The following is a 16883-nucleotide window of genomic DNA, read 5'->3' as shown; positions in this document are numbered from 1 at the left end:
CGGACATGCCAATCAATATTACCATGCCGGCCCTTTCTCCGACCATGGAGGAGGGCAACCTGGCCAAATGGCTGGTCAAGGAAGGCGATCAGGTTTCGGCCGGCGATGTAATCGCCGAGATTGAAACCGACAAGGCGACCATGGAAGTGGAAGCGGTTGACGAAGGCACTGTCGGCAAGATTGTCGTGCCTGCGGGAACCTCAGGTGTGAAGGTCAACGAACTGATCGCCGTACTTCTGGAAGACGGTGAAGATGCCAGTTCCATTGACACCTCAGGTGGATCGGCGGCACCTGCTTCTTCATCGGGAGGCGACAAGGCTCCGGCTGTGCCGGAAAGCTCGCCGGCGATCGAGGTCGGGGCAAAGGCGGCAACGGATCCGGTTCCGGCTCCTAAAGCTGCTGACGGTAACCGCATCTTTTCGTCGCCGCTGGCTCGCCGTCTGGCTCAGCTCAACGGTCTCGATCTGAAAGCACTTTCCGGTTCCGGTCCGCATGGCCGCATCGTCAAGCGCGACATTGAGGCTGCTCTTGCTGCAGGTACAGGCAAGGCAGCGCCCGCTGCCGCTGCTGCGGAAGCGCCGAAAGCTGCCGCGGCACCGGCCATGGCAACCGGTCCGTCCGCGGATCAGGTTCTGAAACTGTTCGACAAGGACAGCTACGAACTCGTGCCGCATGACGGCATGCGCAAGACCATTGCCAAGCGTCTCACCGAGTCCAAGCAGACCATTCCGCACTTCTATGTGTCCGTGGACTGTGAACTCGACGCTCTTCTGGCTCTTCGGGCACAGCTCAACGATGCTGCCGCCAAGGACAAGGAAGGCAAGCCGGCCTACAAGCTTTCGGTCAACGACATGACCATCAAGGCTCTGGCTCTGGCCCTGCGCGATGTCCCTGATGCGAACGTCTCGTGGACCGACGATAACATGGTCATGCACAAGCATGCCGATGTCGGTGTCGCCGTTTCCATCCCGGGTGGCCTGATCACGCCGATCATCCGCCGGGCGGAAGAAAAGCCTCTTTCCGTCATTTCCAACGAGATGAAGGATTACGGCAAGCGTGCGAAAGAACGGAAGCTGAAGCCCGAAGAGTACCAGGGTGGTACCACCGCGGTCTCCAACATGGGCATGATGGGCGTGAAGAACTTCTCGGCCGTCGTCAACCCGCCGCATGCGACCATTCTGGCCGTCGGCGCCGGCGAAAAACGCCCTGTCGTCAAGAACGGCGAACTGGCTGTTGCCACGGTGATGAGCGTGACGCTTTCGACCGACCACCGCTGCGTGGACGGTGCGCTTGGCGCCGAGCTTCTTGCCGCCTTCAAGGGCTACATCGAAAACCCGATGAGCATGCTTGTTTAAGCCTCATCTCCGGCGCGGCGGCAACGCCGCGCCGTTTTCAATCGATGACTTCATTCGCCGGGGAAATACACCATGGCTGATACCAATTACGACGTGATCATTATCGGCTCAGGGCCGGGTGGTTACGTGACCGCTATTCGTTCTGCCCAGCTGGGCTTCAAGACTGCGATCGTTGAACGCGAACACCTTGGCGGCATTTGCCTCAACTGGGGTTGCATTCCGACGAAGGCGCTGCTGCGTTCTGCAGAGATCCTGGACCACGCAAACCATGCCAAGAGTTTCGGGTTGACGCTCGAAGGCTCCATGAAGGCGGACGTCAAGGATGTCGTTGCGCGCTCGCGCGGCGTTTCCGCCCGACTGAACGGTGGCGTCGGTTTCCTCATGAAGAAGAACAAGATCGACGTGATCTGGGGTGAGGCCAAGCTCACCAAACCGGGCGAAGTCAAGGTCGGAAAATCTTCCAAGCCTGTCGTCGAGCCGCAAAATCCGGTTCCGAAAGGCGTGAAGGGTGAAGGCACCTACACCGCCAAGCATATCATCGTGGCAACTGGTGCGCGTCCGCGTGCTTTGCCAGGCATTGAACCGGACGGCAAGCTTATCTGGACTTATTTCGAGGCCATGAAACCGGCCAAGATGCCAAAGTCGCTGGTGGTCATGGGGTCGGGTGCGATCGGGATCGAATTCGCGTCTTTCTATCGATCCATGGGCGTCGATGTAACGGTTGTCGAGCTGATGGCCAACGTGATGCCGGTCGAGGACGAGGAAATCTCGAAATTCGCGCGCAAGGCTCTGGAGAAGCGTGGCCTGAAGATCATAACCGAAGCAAAGGTGACCAAGGTCGACAAGGCAGCAGATTCGATTACTGCCCACGTGGAGACCAAGGATGGCAAGGTCAGCCAGATTAAGGCTGATCACCTGATTTCCGCTGTCGGCGTTCAGGGCAACATCGAGAATATCGGTCTGGAAGCGCTCGGCGTGAAAACCGACCGAGGCTGTGTGGTCATTGATGAGTATGGGCGCACCAATGTGCCCGGCCTCTATGCCATTGGCGATGTCGCCGGTCCGCCAATGCTTGCCCACAAGGCTGAGCATGAAGGCGTGATTTGCATCGAGAAGATTGCAGGTGTGCCTGGTGTTCACGGGATGGATCATCGCAAGATTCCGGGCTGCACCTACTGCAACCCGCAGGTTGCCTCTGTTGGGCTGACCGAAGCAAAGGCGAAGGAACAGGGCCGCGACATCCGCGTTGGCCGGTACATGTTCAACGCCAACGGCAAGGCCATCGCACTTGGCGAAGACAACGGCATGATCAAGGTTATCTTTGACAAGAAGTCCGGCGAGCTTCTCGGTGCACATATGTGCGGCGCAGAAGTGACCGAACTCATCCAGGGCTTTGTCGTCGCGATGAACCTCGAGACTACCGAAGAAGAGCTGATGCACACGATCTTCCCGCATCCGACCTTGTCGGAAATGATGAAGGAAGCCGTACTGGACGCCTACGGCAAGGTGCTCAACGCCTGATCCCTTTTGGTCTCGGCGCAAAACAGCGCCGAGGCCGCTTTCCATTTGCCGTACTCTGGATCTGCAAGCAGTGAAAGAAATGCGCAGGCCTGAAGGTTGATCAGGACATCAACGCTGGACGCTTTTTCTGAAACGGGTAACGTGAAACCGTCTGAGAAAAGGCTGAAAGGAGCCGTCAGTCATGGATGTAAAAGCAATTTTGATCTGGGTTGCAATCGGCATTATAGCCGGTTGGCTTGCAAGCGTCGTTGTTGGCGGCGGTGGTCTGATCCGTTACCTCGTCAGCGGTCTCATTGGCGCGTTTGTTGGTGGTTTCCTGTTCAAGCTCGCAGGTATCAACGTCAATCTGGGCAATGCCTACGTCAATGAAATTGTCGTGGCGGCCGTTGGAGCAATTGTCGTTGTGCTGCTTGCGCGACTGATCGCCTGACGAATTGAAATTTCTGGAAATAGGAGTCCGCGATGGGGTGGATCATCACAATCATCATCGGCCTCATTGCGGGCGCCGTTGCTCACCGGGTGCTGAACAGTCGCGGAGGTTTTCTTGGCAGCCTCGTTGTCGGCCTTGTCGGGGCACTGGTTGGCGGTGAACTCGCATCGCTGCTCAACCTGCATGTGACAGGTGGTATTCTCGATCGTCTGATTATCGCGGTTCTGGGCTCTATCCTGTTCCTGTTCATCTGGAAGAAAATGTTCAAGTGAGCACAAATCCGGACGAATTCGAGAGCCTGGAGGCTTTTGTTCTCAGGACAGGCGACAAGCTCCGTTATGTTGATACGGACCGGCAGGGGCACGTCAACAATGCCGTGTTCGCCACTTTTCTGGAAACCGGCCGCGTTGAATTGCTCTACAATGAAGCGCTGGCTGACCAGGGCGCAGCTTTTGTGATCGCGCGGCTGGAGCTGGATTTCCTGGCGGAAGTCAACTGGCCGGGCGAAGTGGAGATCGGCACAGCCGTGCTTGACGTTGGTCGCAGTTCGTTCAAGCTGTTCCAGAAGGTTTTTCAGGATGGAAAGCCGGTTGCGCAGGCGGTGACCGTCATCGTCCAGATGAGCGAGAGCACGCGAAAGTCTCAACCGCTGTCGGAACGTGCACGCGAGCGGCTTCAGGAACTGACCGGTCCTGCGTTAAGCACATAGCTGGCTCAACCCTAATCCGTCTTGACCTTTCACCGGAATAACGACACTTAAGGCCCATGGTTACGATCGTCGACACGCTCAATCGCCCGCAGCAACAATCCGAAGCGCGCCCGCGCCACCCGGAAAAGGCTCACCGTCCGGACAATCCAATACAGCGCAAGCCGCACTGGATCCGCGTCAAGGCACCGACATCGCCGGTCTACCGCGAAACGCAGAATGTCGTGCGCGAGAACAATCTCGTTACGGTTTGCGAAGAGGCGGGATGCCCGAACATCGGTGAATGCTGGTCTAAGAAGCATGCCAGCTTCATGATCCTTGGTGATACCTGTACACGTGCCTGCGCCTTCTGCAACGTGCGCACGGGCATGCCAGGGCCAGTCGACCCGAAGGAAGCCCAGGGTGTTGCGGATGCCGTTGCCGCAATGGGGCTCGAGCACGTGGTGATTACCTCCGTTGACCGGGACGATCTGGACGATGGCGGTGCACAGCATTTCGCAGATGTGATCAATGCCATTCGCAAGACCGCGCCATCGACCACGATCGAGGTTCTGACGCCTGATTTCCTGCGTAAGGACGGTGCTCTGGAGATTGTCGTGGCGGCGAAGCCCGATGTCTTCAATCACAACCTTGAGACAGTGCCGTCGAAATATCTGACCGTTCGACCCGGCGCGCGCTATTTCCATTCGATCCGCCTTCTTCAAAAGGTCAAGGAACTTGATCGGGAAATGTTCACCAAGTCCGGGATCATGGTCGGGTTGGGTGAAGTGCGCAACGAAGTGCTGCAGCTGATGGACGACCTCCGGGCCGCCGATGTCGATTTCCTGACGGTCGGCCAGTATCTGCAACCTTCCAAGAAGCACCATCCGGTCGTTTCCTTCGTGACGCCGGAAGAGTTCAAAGGCTATGAGCGTATTGCTTACGCCAAAGGTTTCCTGAAGGTGTCGGCAAGCCCGTTGACGAGGTCGTCTCACCACGCTGGTGAAGATTTCGCGGATCTTCGCGCCGCGCGCAAAGCAAAGCTCGGCCACTAACGCCAAAGCAACAGGACACTGGACACCGTATGCCCAGTTTTTCATCCGACCACAAAGTCAACCACAAGGCGGACGAGATGTTCCGCCTTGTTGCCGACGTAGAGCGGTATCCCGAATTCGTGCCGTTGTGCCAGGATCTTCACGTGCGCGGCCGCAAGGAGCTGGATGGTGGCCGGACGGTACTGGTGGCCGACATGACGGTTGCCTACAAGCTGTTCAAGGAAACCTTCACCAGCCGCGTTGAACTGCGCCCGCAGGACAGGACGATTTTGGTTGAGTACCTGGACGGCCCGTTCAAGCACCTCGAAAACAAGTGGACTTTCGAGGATGCAGGCGAGGGCAGCTGCAACGTCGGTTTCTATATTTCCTACGAATTCCGCAGTCGGACGCTCGGCTCTCTCATGGGCGTGATGTTCGAAAAGGCCTTCCGAAAGTTTTCAAGCGCCTTCGAAGCTCGCGCGGACCAGGTTTACGGGACCTGATTAAGCAGCCTTTTGGGCCTACTTGAACTGCTTGAAGGCGTCGCGAATGATGCGGATACGGCTCGATTGCATGTCGAGGGGCTCTGCCTGGCGACGGATCTGCTCGATTTCCTTCTTCTTCAACCCGAGACTTTCGAGCGTTGCGAAGGATGTATAATCGGTACAGACGGGCGTGCGGCTGGAGCCGACATTCTCTTCGACCACGAGATTTCTTCCGGCAGCAGCTTCTTCTTCCGTCCAGATAACGGTGTTCGAGGAAACCCAGAAAGTGCGGTCGCAATATTGGGCCTGGTAGTAGCCCTCTTTCGGTTTTGTCAGAATTTCATGAAATCCGGTGAACGTACCGTTGGAATACTGGGACCTGATATAAAAGTCGCTCTGAGCGTGAGCTACGCCGGCAAAGGTAGTGCCAGCGGCCGTCAAAGCAGCGAAGAACGCGAGGGCGCGTTTCATGTCAGGGTCCTTTTTTCTGCGCGTTTATGTCACCTGTTCCTGTTGAAAGTCTAAGCTGACCGGCTTACCCGAGCCTTACCAGCCCGGTGCCGGCTTTTTTTAGTTGCCGTGATATGACTTGGCAGCGTTGTCGCCGTCCGTTGTTTTGAACGCTTCGCGAATGACTGCGAAACGGTTTACCCGCTTTACTGACGACCCGTCATTTTGAACGACAAGCCTCGGATCATCCTGTACGCCGAGGTCTTCAAGCGTCACCTGTTCTTCAGGATGATCGCAAATCGGCCGCCAGCCCTTGCCCCGATTGAACTCCACCCGAACCTTGTAATCCTGCTGCACTTCGAGCTGCGTCCAGGCGACTGTCGCATAGCGTACAAAGTAGGATCTGCCACAATACTGAACTTCCACCAGCCCGTCCGCCATTCGGTCATAGATGCGGTGGGAGCCGCGGAACAGCTGATTACCGTCGCGCGAAATAATGTAGGTGTCACCCGGTTTCGGCGTGTTGTTGCCGGCCTGCGCATTGGCGCACGCAAGGGCGAGGGCACTTCCTGCAAGAAGCGCACGTTGGATTAACATATCCCGTTCCCTTTACCGCGAAATCATTTCGCGAGTTGGTTCCTGCTTACGGTGACCATACGGCAAGTGTTTGTAAAAGTGATTTCGTAAGGGAAATGAGTTTGATTAAAACTTTAAAAGCACTGATTTTGTTGACGAAATATCGAATAACTGTCCAGAAGCGGCCGGCTTTTAGCGTGTGTGATACGTGCTGTGGCCTTCTTCGGCGCTATTGCTCTGGAACATTGCGCCGATCGCGGAAAGCCTGCTTTGTGGGGCCGAAGTCTCATCTGGAGCGGCCAGAAGATCGTGCGCACTCATTGTGACGCCGATGTCCTCAAGACTGACCTGTCGCTCGGGATTGCCGCAGATCGGACGCCAGCCACGGCCAAAATTGAATTCCACCTGAACTTTGTTGCCGCGTTCGGTTTCCACTTGCGTCCAGGCGACCGAATGGCTGCGTACAAAATAGCTACGCTGGCAATAAGAGACCTTTTTCAATCCGCGGGCGTTTTCCGTGAACAGCTTGTGACTGCCCACAAAGTGTCCGCTGCGATCGCGTGAAATCAGGTAAAAGTCGCCAGGCTGAGGTATGGCACCTGCAAAAGCGGTGGAGCCTGCGCACAAAAATGCAGCCAGAATGGTCGCTGGTTTAATCATAAAGGTTCTGATCTTGAGTTACGTTGAGGTCAAGTTGTCTGGAATATACATATGACCAAGCGGAAGCCCAGCGCGAACTCCCATGAGCGTTAATGAGCATTTACTCAGGAAATTGCATTTAAAATCGATGTGAGGGCAGTTCTGACGGTGGCAAGCCGGATTGATTGCCGGCCGTTGTCTGCAAACCAGCAATGGAGATGATCCGTCGGGCGATCCTTTGCCGCAACGGCAATATGGACAGTGCCAACCGGCTTTTGAGCACTTCCGCCACCTGGTCCAGCGATACCCGTTACAGAGACTGCTACATCCGCATTGGATCGGGCGAGTGCTCCTTCTGCCATGGCAATCGCGACTTCCTTGCTGACGGCCCCATGCTTTTCGATAAGGTCTTTCGGAACGCCCAGCATTTCGTTCTTTGCTTCATTGGAGTAGGTCACAAACCCCCGGTCCACGGCGGCCGAAGATCCTGCGATTTCCGTAAGTGCTCCGCAAATCAGGCCTCCGGTGCAGGATTCTGCCGTCGCAACCATTTTCTTGGCGGCAATGAGCCCGTCCAGCACAGCAATTGACAGAGGTGCAAGCTCTTCCAGGTTGTTCGGAGATGTCTCGGTCATGGATTTCTAGTCCTCGTCCTGAAAAGGAAGACGCACAGTCACACTGGCCAGGGCCGCGATACCTTCCTTGCGGCCTGTGAAACCGAGGCGCTCGGATGTCGTGGCCTTGACCGAAATCCTCGAAACAGGCACGGCGCAAATCTTGGCAATCGAAGAGCGAATTGCCTCGCGGTGGGGCCCGATCTTCGGTTCTTCGCACACGATGGTGACGTCGACATGCGCCAGTCTTCCGCCGCGTTCAGACAGGCGGCGCATAGCGTCCAGTTGAAACTGGTCAGAAGAGGCCCCTTTCCACTGTGGGTCGCTTGGAGGGAAATGCTGGCCGATATCGCCATCACCAATGGCGCCAAGCGTAGCGTCCGTAATAGCGTGCAGCACCACATCCGCGTCTGAGTGACCTTTGAGCTTGCTGGTGTGGGGAATGGCTACTCCACCCAAAATGACGGCATCGCCATCTTCAAAGGCGTGAACGTCGTATCCGATCCCGGTTCTGACATCGGCAAGTTCTGAAAGCGGCAATGGGGAGGCGGGGGTAGTCGACATCAGTTGTAACTCGGCCTGTTGTTCTGCCCGACGGAGGTCGGCGGCAGTTGTGATCTTGAATGCAGCGGGGTCGCCCTCGGTCAGGACAATGGTCATCCCGTCCCATTCCGCAAGGCCGGTGTCGTCAGTAAAATCGAGTTTTCCCGCAGCTACCGCCTTTTCGTGCGCCATGAGTATGCGCTGCAAGGGAAAGGCCTGTGGCGTCTGCGCTGCCCAGAGCCCGGCTCTGTCAACGGTTTCCAGCGAACGACCCGATTGATCTGCTCTTTTTAACGTGTCGGCCACGGGCAGCGCGGCGAGAACGCCTTCGTTCCCTCCCTGCAGTTGCTCAAGCAATCTGTCTATCACGGCAGATGGGAGGAACGGCCGTGCAGCGTCGTGGATCAAAACGTAATCAAATCCTTCAAGGGCGAGAGCCTTCAATCCTGCCAGGACCGATTGCTGTCTGGTCGCACCACCGTAGACTGCCGGTCCGATCTTGGACGCTGTTTCAGTGGAGGCCGCTTTTGCTGCTTCAGAGTAATGGTTCACGTCGTCAGGGTGAATGACGGTTACGAGACGGTTGATCCGGGGGTGATTCCCAAGAGCATCCAGTGTATGGCTCAGCACAGGACGGTCAGCCAACGGCCTGTATTGCTTGGGTAACGCATTGTCGGAGCCCGCAAGACGGGTGCCACGCCCTGCGGCAACGACAAGGGCGGCAGCGGTTTTTGTCATTAACGGGCTCCTCGTGCTCTGCATCAAACCGTCAGCTTTGAACCGTCTTTACCTAGGAACCTGTTCGGACCGCAAATTTTGACTTGTTGCATTGCGAAACTTGTCTACAATATAGGCAATTATGAATCTGCACAGTCAATAAGCAGAAAAGAGACGCTGTGTCGCCGTCTATGAAAACACTCACGATTGGCCGGTATCAACTCGCAAACCCGGCCGTGCTCGCGCCGATGTCCGGCGTGACCGATCTTCCTTTCCGCCGGCTGGCTGCCAGATACGGCGCCGGCATGGTCGTCAGCGAAATGGTTGCGAGCGAATCCTTCGTCAAAGGCGACGCCGAAACGCAAATGCGTGCGGAGGCTCAGAACAAGGGACTTCATGTCGTTCAGCTTGCAGGGCGTGAAGCCCGCTGGATGGGAGAGGCCGCCAAGGTTATCGCTGGTCTTGGTGCCGATGTAATCGATATCAACATGGGCTGCCCTGCTAAAAAAGTTACTTCCGGATACTCCGGTTCCGCACTGATGCGGGATCTCGACCATGCCCTGACGCTGGTTGATGCGACGGTGGCAGCGGTCGATGTGCCCGTCACTTTGAAGATGCGCCTTGGCTGGGATGACAAGAACCTGAATGCACCGGAGCTGGCCCGACGTGCGGAAGCAGCCGGGGTGCAACTCATCACCGTTCACGGGCGCACCCGATGCCAGTTCTACAAGGGCAAGGCCGACTGGCGTGCGATAGCAGCTGTCAAGGACGCTATTTCGGTTCCCCTGATTGCCAATGGGGATTGCAAGAGTGCTGAAGATGCCTTGCGTATGCTTGAACTTTCCGGCGCTGACGGCGTGATGATCGGCAGGGGCGCATATGGCCGTCCCTGGTTGCCGGGCCACATCGGGCATTTTCTGGCAAGTGGCGAACAGCTCAACGCACCAACGGGAACAGAGCTGGCGGAGTTAGTGGCGGAGCACTACGAGGCCATCCTCAGCCACTACGGTGAGCGGCAGGGTGTTCGCATCGCGCGCAAGCATCTCGGTTGGTATCTGGACGAGACAACGTCTGCTGGTGCGGCCGACATCCCTGGATCTGTCCGCAAGACCCTTATGACTTCCAATCAGCCGTCGGAGGTTATCCGCCTCGCAATCGACTGGCTTTCTTCCTCGAACAAACGGACAGCAGCTTGAAGGACATCATGTCTCAGACAGGCCGTACGGCCGCGCTTGCCAGTGACGGGCCGACTATACTGGATGCCTTGCCACACCCGGTGCTTCTGGTTGCGCCGGACGGCGTGATCGAGTCTGCCAACATGGCCGCGGAAATTTTCATGCGGTCCAGTGTATCGGTGCTCCGTCGCCATCCAATCAGCGACTTTGTTCCTTTCGGGAGCCCCTTGCTGACCCTGATCGAGCAGGTGCGCGAACGCAGCGCGCCGGTCAACGAATACAAGGTCGACATCGGTTCTCCGCGTATCGGGGCGCCGAAGGTGGTCGATATCAACGCTGCACCTGTATCGGAGCGGCCGGGGGCTGTGGTGCTGATGTTCCAGGAACGCACCATGGCGGAAAAGATCGACCGGCAGCTGACGTCCCGTGGGGCCGCCCGCACCGTGACGGGACTTGCCGCCATGTTGGCGCACGAGATCAAGAACCCACTGTCAGGAATTCGTGGTGCGGCCCAGCTTATAGAGCAGTCGGTGCCAGCCGAAGACCGGGCGCTGACACGTCTGATCATGGATGAGACCGACAGGATCGTGAAACTGGTCGACCGGATGGAAGTATTTTCGGACGAACGGCCGATCGAAAGAGAGCCGGTCAATATTCACGTGGTTCTGGACCACGTGAAGCGCTTGTCGGATTCCGGCTTTGCCCGCGGCAAACGGATTGTGGAGATTTATGATCCGTCTTTGCCTCCGGTTTATGCCAACAAGGATCAGCTGATTCAGGTTTTCCTGAACCTGATCAAGAATGCCAGCGAAGCGATTGGCGATGATCCCGATGGTGAAATTCGCGTTTCGACGGCGTTTCGGCCCGGTGTGCGGCTGTCTGTTCCCGGTACCGACGAAAAGGTTAGCCTGCCGCTGGAGTTCTGTGTTCAGGACAATGGACCGGGCGTTCCGGAAGACCTTCTTCCGCATCTGTTTGAGCCGTTTATCACGACAAAGACCAATGGCTCAGGCCTTGGTCTGGCACTCGTTGCCAAAATCATTGGTGACCACGGCGGTGTCATCGAATGTGACAGCCAACGCCAGAAGACAGTTTTCCGCATTCTGATGCCCGCGTTCACGGGTGACAGCACAGCTTCGTCCGACCGGACCAGCAGAGGAACCGAGTAACCATGCCGACGGGCACGATTTTAGTTGCAGACGACGACGCAGCCATCCGCACAGTTCTCAACCAGGCCCTGTCCAGGGCAGGTTATACGGTGCGGCTGACTTCCAACGCCTCAACGCTCTGGAGATGGGTCTCATCCGGCGATGGCGATCTTGTGATCACCGACGTGGTCATGCCGGACGAAAATATCTTCGACGTGCTGCCACGCATGAAAAAGATGCGGCCGGAATTGCCGGTTCTGGTCATGAGCGCGCAGAACACCTTCATGACGGCCATCAAGGCTTCGGAGAAGGGGGCGTATGAATATCTGCCCAAGCCGTTCGACCTGAAGGAGCTGACCAGTATTGTTCAGCGCGCACTGGAAGAGCCGAAGAAGCGGCCGGCTGTCGATCTTGATGATGCGGGCGAGGGGATGCCTCTTGTGGGGCGGTCTCCCGCCATGCAGGAGATCTACCGGGTTCTTGCACGGTTGATGCAGACCGACCTGACGGTGATGATCAACGGCGAATCCGGTACCGGCAAGGAACTTGTCGCAAGGGCGCTTCATGATTACGGCAAGCGGCGCAACGGACCGTTTGTTGCCATCAACATGGCGGCCATTCCACGAGACCTCATCGAAGCCGAGTTGTTCGGTCACGAGAAGGGGGCCTTTACCGGAGCACAGAACCGCAGCTCCGGTCGGTTTGAACAGGCAGATGGCGGTACATTGTTTCTGGACGAAATCGGCGACATGCCGATGGAAGCTCAAACCAGGTTGCTGCGCGTCTTGCAGCAGGGCGAATACACGACCGTCGGTGGTCGCACTCCGATCAAGACGGACGTCAGGATCATTGCAGCCACCAACAAGGACCTGCGGCACCTGATTAATCAGGGCCTATTCCGCGAAGACCTTTATTTCCGGCTGAATGTGGTTCCGATCCGCCTGCCGCCGCTGCGCGAGCGCGTCGAGGACATTCCGGATCTGGTGAGGCACTTCTTTACGCTCGTTGAAAAAGAGGGGCTGCCGGCAAAGCAGATCGACCAGGGAGCGCTCAATCTTCTGCGCCGGTATCGCTGGCCTGGAAACGTGCGCGAACTGGAGAACCTCGTTCGTCGTTTGGCTGCGTTGTATCCGCAGGACGTGATCAGCGAAAATCTGCTGGAGCAGGAGTTGAGTCAGCCTTCGGTCTCGCCGATGGAAGAGGAATCCCAGGAGACCGTCAATCTCGGTGGATCGGTCGAGCGTTATCTATCCGGCTATTTCGACACGTTCGGCGATGCCTTGCCGCCTCCCGGTCTCTATCACCGCATCCTGAGGGAAGTGGAGTACCCTCTGATCAGCGCAGCATTGGCGGCGACGCGTGGTAACCAGATCAAGGCGGCAGAGCTTCTCGGGGTCAACCGGAACACACTGCGCAAGAAGATCCGGGATCTCGACATCCAGGTGATGCGATCTACCCGATAGTCTTTTCAGGACAGGGCGGCAAATTGATGCGGTCAGGCCGAAAGGTCTGGCCGCTTTTTTGTTCCAGGCGCAGGTTGTCGCGAAGAGTGGTCTTGTGATTCACGGGGTGGGAAACCACGAGGAGATATTTCCGTCCTCAATATCAGCCTGGTTTCATTGGGTCATCTGAAGGAAAATTCCAATTACAGACGAGGCATTCATTTTGTGAATGCTGCAAAAAAAGAATAACGAATTCAGCAGTGTGCGATAAAGTGATCACCTGTCCACCGCAAATTTTCTGCGCCTCTTCTGGTCTGTCGCAATTTCGCAACATTGTGTGATAAGTTTGCCGCAAATACAGCAAGACAGTCCGCATTTGGCGAGCTGAAATCAAAAGAGACCGAATGATACTGGAAGCAGTACAAGAACCCGTCGCTCAATCCAGCGCCGCAGGCAAATTCTGGCGGCGTGTGGGTCTTGCGATCATCTTGCTTGCCCTCGTTTCCATCGGTGTCACCTTCGTTATCCTGATGGGGTTGACGTCTATCGATCCCACGCGGGAAGTCATCATGGTCGCCATGACCATAAATGGTGCGCTCGCGGCAATTCTCGTGGGTGTCATCGCCTTCGAGATCTTGAAGTTGTGGCAAGCGCGGCGGCGCGGACGGGCTGCTGCTCGCCTTCACGTGCGGGTCGTGGCCCTGTTCAGCGTGGTTGCTGCTGTACCGGCCGTTCTCATGGCTATTCTGGCGGCGATTACATTGGACCGCGGCCTTGATCGCTGGTTCGAGGACCGGACGCGTCAGATTATCGACAACGCCCTGACCGTTGCTCAGGCCTATCTTCAGGAACACGCCAGGGTTCTGCGCGGTGACCTGATCGCCATGACCAACGATATCGACCGGGCGAAGGCGGTTTATGAATTCGAGCCGACCCGTTTCGATCAGTTCTTTGCAACGCAGGTTTCCCTCCGCGGTATCCTCGCGGCCTTCATCCTGAACGAGAACGGCGAGGTGGTCACCCGCGTCGTCATAGATCCCAACGCGGAAGTGCCGCTGCCGCCTGCCGACAGTTTCTTCAAGGCAAAATCCGGGGATCCGATCCTGATCGCACCGGGAAGTTCCAACCTGGTCGGCGGTGTCATGAAATTGTCCGCCTATGACAATTTCTATCTCTATGCCGTTCGCGCCATAGATCCGCGCGTTGTCGAATATCTGCGTCTTGCCGAGACGGGTGCTTCGCAATACCAGCAGATGGAGAATAGCCGCTTTGGCGTCCAGGTGGCCTTTGCTCTGGTCTATCTTGGCGTCGCGCTGGTGTTGCTCTTGTCGGCGATCTGGATAGGTTTCGGGTTTGCCAATCGACTTGTTTCGCCGATCCGAACGTTGATTTCGGCAGCGGACGAGGTGTCCAAAGGCAATCTCGTCGTCAAGGTGCCGACCGAGAAATCCGGTGGTGACCTCGCCAACCTGGGCGAAACCTTCAACAAGATGACCGGTCAGCTACTCGGGCAGCGTGATGCGCTTCTGGCGGCGAACGAGCAGATCGACCGCCGCCGCCGTTTCAACGAAGCGGTTCTTTCCGGAGTGTCCACCGGCGTCATTGGCGTTGACGATGAAGCCTCGATCATGCTGATCAACCGCTCCGCCCTGGAATTGCTGCAGCTGGATGAAGTGCAGATCCTCAACAAGTCTCTGATCGAGGTGGTGCCGGAGCTGAACGACTGCATTTCCGATGTCTTGAAGAATGACAGTGACAGGGTTCCGGAATCGCAGATCGAGATCACGCGGGGCGGACGCCTGCGTACGATCAACGTGCGTATAACGAGGGAGCAGTCTACCCGGCGCGAACATGGTTTTGTGGTGACGCTGGATGACATTACAGATCTGGTTTCGGCACAGCGCAATTCGGCCTGGGCGGATGTTGCCCGGCGCATCGCGCATGAGATCAAGAATCCGCTGACACCGATCCAGCTCTCGGCAGAACGCATCCGTCGCCGTTACGGCAAACGCATCGAGGAGGACCGGGAAGTCTTCGATCAATGCATCGACACCATTGTTCGGCAGGTGGGCGATATCGGCCAGATGGTGGACGAGTTCTCGTCCTTCGCCCGCATGCGCAAGCCAACGAAGACATCTGGAGATCTGCGCGAGGCTGTGCGCGATGCGGCGTTCATGCAGTCGGTGGCAAATCCGGAAATCAGTGTTACCGCGGATGTTCCGTCCAGTCCGGTAACGGCTGTCTTTGACGCGCGTCTGGTTGGCCAGGCTCTGACCAATGTGGTCAAGAATGCAGCGGAGGCGGTGAGTGCGCGTATCGGAGACGATTTGCCCAAAGGCAAGGTGACCGTGCATTTGCGCGGTGAACTGGAAGACGGCAGCGGCCGGATCGTTATTGACGTCATCGACAATGGCATCGGGCTGCCGGAAGAAAATCGCAGCCGGCTTTTGGAACCCTATATGACAACCCGGGAGAAGGGGACGGGCCTTGGCCTTGCCATCGTCCGCAAGATCCTGGAAGACCACGGCGGTGGCATCGAATTGCTCGACGCCCCCAAAACCAAACCAGAGGACACGGGCACGCTCGTTCGACTGACATTGGCAGCACATGCCGAGATCGAGCCGGAGACCGACCTGCAAAACCAGACTGTGACTGCCCATGGCGCATGATATTCTTGTCGTAGACGACGAAACCGATATTCGCGAAATGATTGCCGGCATCCTGGATGATGACGGTTATGGAACGCGGACCGCGCACGATTCAGACAGCGCCCTGGCTGCAGTGAAGGAGCGCAAGCCTTCGCTGGTCATTTTGGATATCTGGTTGATGGGAAGCCGCCTCGACGGCCTTGCCCTGCTCGATATCTTCCGTGAAACGGATCCTGAAATGCCGGTCGTGATCATCTCAGGTCACGGCAACATTGAAACAGCGGTCTCTGCCATCAAGCGCGGGGCCTACGATTACATCGAAAAGCCGTTCAAGGCAGACCGGCTGGTTCATATCGTCGAGCGCGCCCTGGAAGCTTCCAGCCTGAAACGTGAAATCCGCGATCTGAAGCAGCGCAGTGGCGAAACCAGCGAAATCATTGGCAACTCCTCGGCAGCTCACAACCTTCGGCAAACCATCCAGAAGATTGCGGGAACGAACAGTCGTATCCTGATCGTCGGTCCTTCCGGTGCGGGGAAGGAGCGTGCTGCCCGGATGATCCACGACATGTCGCCGCGTGCCAAAAGCCCGTTCGTTGTGCTGAACGCTGCAACCATCACGCCGTCTCGGATGGAAGAAGAGCTCTTCGGCATCGAGGATGAAAACGGCAATCTGCGCAAGATTGGTGCGCTGGAAGAAGCGCATGGCGGTACGCTTTACCTCGACGAAGTCGCCGACATGCCCGCCGAGACCCAGGGGAAAATCCTGCGGGTTCTCGTGGAGCAGAGCTTCGCCCGTGTTGGCGGCACCCAGAAGGTTCAGGTCGACATTCGCATCCTGTCCTCGACATCTAAAAATCTCGAAGAACACATTGCGTCGGGACTGTTCAGGCAGGATCTCTACCACCGTCTGAGCGTGGTTCCCCTGCGTGTGCCCGGTCTTGCAGAACGGCGTGAGGATATTCCGGTATTGGTGCATCACTTCATGCACCAGATTTCCGGTGCTTCAGGCATTCCGCAAAGGCCTATCGGTGATGACGCCATGGCGGTTCTGCAAACGCATGACTGGCCGGGCAACGTGCGTCAGCTACGTAACAACGTCGAACGCCTGATGATTCTGAGCCGTGGCGATCCGGACAGCACCATCACCGCGGATTTGCTGCCAGCGGAAATCGGCGAAACTCTGCCGAGCCTGCCCACGTCCGGTACGGGAGAACACCTGATGTCCGTGCCTCTGCGCGAGGCCCGAGAGATCTTCGAGCGTGAATATCTTCAGGCTCAAATCAAGAGATTTGACGGGAACATCTCGCGGACTGCCGAATTTGTCGGTATGGAACGGTCTGCGCTTCACCGGAAGCTGAAAACCCTGGGCATGACCTGAGGCACTTCGGGAAGCGATAGGTAACGGCAAGGCGGGAAAGGGA

At 57.1% G+C, this 16883-nt stretch carries 17 protein-coding genes; 12 read left to right on the top strand and 5 right to left on the bottom strand.

The genetic code is table 11. From position 1 onward, the window contains the following. The first annotated feature begins 5 nt into the window (after positions 1 to 5). The 7 genes from ACVDG9_RS12675 (at position 6) to ACVDG9_RS12645 (ending at position 5528) form a co-directional block, all read left to right on the top strand. Positions 6 to 1355, top strand: coding sequence for a pyruvate dehydrogenase complex dihydrolipoamide acetyltransferase (locus tag ACVDG9_RS12675; protein WP_075283173.1), 1350 nt, complete (start codon positions 6 to 8; stop codon positions 1353 to 1355). Between the two features lie 72 nt (positions 1356 to 1427). Beyond that, the gene (gene lpdA, locus ACVDG9_RS12670; RefSeq protein ID WP_055654385.1) at positions 1428 to 2876 is read left to right on the top strand and encodes a dihydrolipoyl dehydrogenase; all 1449 of its coding nucleotides are present in this window, start codon (positions 1428 to 1430) and stop codon (positions 2874 to 2876) included. A 181-nt stretch (positions 2877 to 3057) separates the two neighbouring features. Then, positions 3058 to 3306 carry a GlsB/YeaQ/YmgE family stress response membrane protein gene (locus ACVDG9_RS12665; RefSeq protein ID WP_022998572.1) on the top strand — a complete coding sequence of 83 codons (249 nt, stop codon included), beginning with the start codon at positions 3058 to 3060 and terminating at the stop codon, positions 3304 to 3306. Positions 3307 to 3338: 32 nt separating this feature from the next. Continuing rightward, entirely contained in the window at positions 3339 to 3578 is a 240-nt protein-coding gene (locus tag ACVDG9_RS12660) for a GlsB/YeaQ/YmgE family stress response membrane protein (protein ID WP_022998573.1), read from the top strand. Then, positions 3575 to 4015 (top strand): acyl-CoA thioesterase, encoded by a 441-nt coding sequence (locus ACVDG9_RS12655; RefSeq protein WP_447238128.1) that lies wholly within the window; start codon positions 3575 to 3577, stop codon positions 4013 to 4015. Before ACVDG9_RS12660 ends, ACVDG9_RS12655 begins: the two co-directional genes overlap by 4 nt. 56 nt (positions 4016 to 4071) lie before the next feature. Next, positions 4072 to 5046: a lipoyl synthase gene (lipA, locus tag ACVDG9_RS12650; RefSeq protein ID WP_447238127.1), complete on the top strand. Its 975-nt coding sequence runs from the start codon at positions 4072 to 4074 to the stop codon at positions 5044 to 5046. Between the two features lie 29 nt (positions 5047 to 5075). Further along, positions 5076 to 5528, top strand: a complete 453-nt coding sequence (locus ACVDG9_RS12645) for a type II toxin-antitoxin system RatA family toxin (RefSeq protein ID WP_023014591.1) — start codon at positions 5076 to 5078, stop codon at positions 5526 to 5528. Between the two features lie 18 nt (positions 5529 to 5546). Here the strand turns inward: ACVDG9_RS12645 and ACVDG9_RS12640 are convergent, their stop codons facing one another. The 5 genes from ACVDG9_RS12640 to ACVDG9_RS12620 all read right to left on the bottom strand — a co-directional run bounded on the left by ACVDG9_RS12640 (position 5547) and on the right by ACVDG9_RS12620 (position 9070). After that, positions 5547 to 5981, bottom strand: coding sequence for a hypothetical protein (locus tag ACVDG9_RS12640; protein ID WP_022998577.1), 435 nt, complete (start codon positions 5979 to 5981; stop codon positions 5547 to 5549). A gap of 99 nt (positions 5982 to 6080) precedes the next feature. Continuing rightward, positions 6081 to 6557 carry a hypothetical protein gene (locus ACVDG9_RS12635; protein WP_022998578.1) on the bottom strand — a complete coding sequence of 159 codons (477 nt, stop codon included), beginning with the start codon at positions 6555 to 6557 and terminating at the stop codon, positions 6081 to 6083. A gap of 171 nt (positions 6558 to 6728) precedes the next feature. Next, a complete protein-coding gene (locus ACVDG9_RS12630; protein WP_228868093.1) occupies positions 6729 to 7037 on the bottom strand; it encodes a hypothetical protein in 309 nt (102 codons plus the stop codon). Between the two features lie 263 nt (positions 7038 to 7300). Beyond that, positions 7301 to 7810 carry a CinA family protein gene (locus ACVDG9_RS12625; RefSeq protein WP_168693008.1) on the bottom strand — a complete coding sequence of 170 codons (510 nt, stop codon included), beginning with the start codon at positions 7808 to 7810 and terminating at the stop codon, positions 7301 to 7303. 6 nt (positions 7811 to 7816) lie between these two features. After that, positions 7817 to 9070: a bifunctional 2-C-methyl-D-erythritol 4-phosphate cytidylyltransferase/2-C-methyl-D-erythritol 2,4-cyclodiphosphate synthase gene (locus ACVDG9_RS12620; protein ID WP_447238310.1), complete on the bottom strand. Its 1254-nt coding sequence runs from the start codon at positions 9068 to 9070 to the stop codon at positions 7817 to 7819. A gap of 170 nt (positions 9071 to 9240) precedes the next feature. On the opposite strand from ACVDG9_RS12620, the gene dusB reads away from it, so the two are divergent. From dusB to ntrX, 5 genes are all read left to right on the top strand, one after another. Beyond that, positions 9241 to 10245 (top strand): tRNA dihydrouridine synthase DusB, encoded by a 1005-nt coding sequence (gene dusB, locus ACVDG9_RS12615; RefSeq protein ID WP_447238126.1) that lies wholly within the window; start codon positions 9241 to 9243, stop codon positions 10243 to 10245. Between the two features lie 8 nt (positions 10246 to 10253). Then, a complete protein-coding gene (locus ACVDG9_RS12610; protein WP_035909465.1) occupies positions 10254 to 11393 on the top strand; it encodes a two-component system sensor histidine kinase NtrB in 1140 nt (379 codons plus the stop codon). Between the two features lie 2 nt (positions 11394 to 11395). After that, entirely contained in the window at positions 11396 to 12835 is a 1440-nt protein-coding gene (ntrC, locus tag ACVDG9_RS12605) for a nitrogen regulation protein NR(I) (protein ID WP_022998584.1), read from the top strand. Between the two features lie 383 nt (positions 12836 to 13218). After that, positions 13219 to 15483 carry a sensor histidine kinase NtrY-like gene (locus ACVDG9_RS12600; RefSeq protein WP_447238125.1) on the top strand — a complete coding sequence of 755 codons (2265 nt, stop codon included), beginning with the start codon at positions 13219 to 13221 and terminating at the stop codon, positions 15481 to 15483. Continuing rightward, positions 15473 to 16840, top strand: coding sequence for a nitrogen assimilation response regulator NtrX (ntrX, locus tag ACVDG9_RS12595; protein ID WP_022998586.1), 1368 nt, complete (start codon positions 15473 to 15475; stop codon positions 16838 to 16840). The genes ACVDG9_RS12600 and ntrX overlap by 11 nt, the downstream gene beginning before the upstream one ends. The last annotated feature ends 43 nt before the right edge of the window (positions 16841 to 16883 follow it).

Source organism: Roseibium sp. RP-7 (assembly GCF_053005225.1).
Note: the sequence above shows the minus strand (reverse complement) of the source record. Positions and strands in the feature narration are given on the sequence as shown.